This is a genomic window from Collinsella aerofaciens, assembly GCF_040910325.1.
Classification (GTDB): domain Bacteria; phylum Actinomycetota; class Coriobacteriia; order Coriobacteriales; family Coriobacteriaceae; genus Collinsella; species Collinsella aerofaciens_BL.
Genome location: NZ_JBDGAV010000062.1, coordinates 1 through 1,825 on the forward strand (window position 1 = coordinate 1; position 1,825 = coordinate 1,825).

The window sequence follows — 1,825 nt, forward strand, 5'->3', positions numbered from 1 at the left end:
GCATGGATTACCTGCTCGGATACGCCGGCGTCCGCGGCGGCAAGGACCGCGCCGAATTCATAGAGCTCATGTGCACCGCCGGGCGGACCCCCATCGAGCGCGCCAAGAAGCTCTGGCCGGAGTGGTACCAGGCGCGCATCGTCGAGGGCAAGGCCCCCGGGCGCTGGACCTGCAAGCGCGACCTTTACGATTGGTGGCGTGGGGAGGTCGAGACGAAGGCCACCGACCACCACCGCTACTGGTGCCTCAACGTCCTGGCCGCCTACGCCAAGAAGTGCGGCATCCCGTACGAGGAGCTGGAGGCCGACGCGCTCGCGCTCGTGCCGACACTTGAGGGCCTGACGGAGCGCGAGGACAACCACTTCACCGAGGATGACGCACTCTCCGCGATTGGGGCGTACTACGACCCCATCATCCACAAGTTAACCCGCGAGCGCATCGAGCGCCGCACGGCCATCGGGCTGCCGAAAAACAAGAGGAACGGGCGATCTCAGGCGAAGCACCTTGAGGGCGCACGGGCTATTCGCGATATTAACAACGACAACTGGCGTGAAGGAAACGGGCGAAAACCGAAGGCCGACCTTGTCCGCGAGTACGCCGCGGAGCATCCCGACGCCAACCACAGCGAGATCGCCCGCGCCCTCGGCATTTCCCGCCCGACCGTCATCAAATGGCTGAAGGATGTGCCGAAGGACGCTACCGAGCCGGAAAAACCGAAGCCGGACGATCTGTACGAGCTGTACAACCCCGCGATGGTCGAGCTCAGGGCAGCGCTCGACCAGTACTCGTCGAGCGCCAGCGACCGCGGGTACCTGAGCCCGCCGCAGTCCGCCATGACCAGGCTAGAGCTCGCGCAGAAGGCCATCGGCTGGGATACCGGTGTCGAGGAGTACTGGAAACGCGCCGACGCGGAGAACGGGAAACGGGAAAAACGGGAACGGGAAACGGTAAAATCATCGGGAACCGCCGTGAAACTTCCCGATGTTTCCCGGGAAACATTCCCGATTGACGATAGGTTGAACAATGGGCATAACGAAGCGTGAAATAGCGTCTGAACTGGGTGTTTCAAAGCGCACAGTCGCGAACTACATCGAGAAGCTGGGACTGGGAAACCATGTTTCACGAAACGGGAACACCGATTTTCTCGATGACTTTGCCGCCGCGGCCATCGCCGACGCCCTGAAGAACCCCGGCAAACCGTCCCGCCAGCCAGCCGACGCGCCCGCTGCACCCGCCCCGGACTCCCTGGTTGACTCCCTGGCCGCCCAACTGGAAATCGAACGGTCCCGCAACGCCGAGCTGATGGAGGCGCTTGCGGCCGAGCGCGACCGCGCCGCCCGCGCCGAGGCCGAGGCCAAGGCGCAACTCGCCGAGGCGAACGCCAGGGTCGCGGAGCTCGCCGGAAAGCTCGCATCGCTCGCCGAGCGCCAACAGGCGATCGCGGCCACGCCGTGGTGGCGCCGCGGCCGCATGGCCATGAAGCTGCTCGGGCCGGGGAGACAAGAATAGCGGGGCCCGCGAGTTTCTTAACGACTCGCGGGCCCTTTTCGCTCGGTCACTCCTCGCCTGCCGGCCAGTAGACCTCGCCGTCGACGTCGACGCGGTAGATTCCCAGGGTCGACGCCGCGATGTTGAAGAAGTCGAATGGATCCGCCGCGCGGTAGCCCTGCGCCGCCAGCTCCTCGGGCATCGCCGCCAGGGCGCGGACGAACTGGCGCGAGTCTGAGGTCGTACGCGCCGCGGCCTCAGACGCCGCGGCGTACCCGCGCTCATCGCCGCAGGCGGCGGCGCGGCTGTCGAGTGCGTCGCCGGGATCGTCCTCAAG

At 66.0% G+C, this 1,825-nt stretch carries 3 protein-coding genes; 2 read left to right on the forward strand and 1 reads right to left on the reverse strand.

What is annotated here, in order from left to right; genetic code table 11:
• Together AB5Z25_RS10845 and AB5Z25_RS10850 are read left to right on the forward strand one after the other, a co-directional pair.
• Nucleotides 1-1,043: hypothetical protein (locus AB5Z25_RS10845; RefSeq protein ID WP_438265636.1), on the forward strand; the 1,043-nt coding region annotated here is incomplete at its 5' end.
• Nucleotides 1,024-1,509, forward strand: coding sequence for an HTH domain-containing protein (locus AB5Z25_RS10850; RefSeq protein WP_271749011.1), 486 nt, complete (start codon nucleotides 1,024-1,026; stop codon nucleotides 1,507-1,509). The genes AB5Z25_RS10845 and AB5Z25_RS10850, both read left to right, overlap by 20 nt.
• Nucleotides 1,510-1,555: 46 nt before the next feature.
• On the opposite strand, the gene AB5Z25_RS10855 is transcribed toward AB5Z25_RS10850, so the two are convergent.
• Nucleotides 1,556-1,825 (reverse strand): hypothetical protein (locus AB5Z25_RS10855; RefSeq protein WP_368135584.1); only part of this gene is annotated, 270 nt, incomplete at its 5' end.

Excerpts from the sequence above, each read along its gene's own strand:
- AB5Z25_RS10850 (WP_271749011.1), top strand. The coding sequence starts at position 1,024 with ATGGGCATAACGAAGCGTGAAATAGCGTCTGAACTGGGTGTTTCAAAG.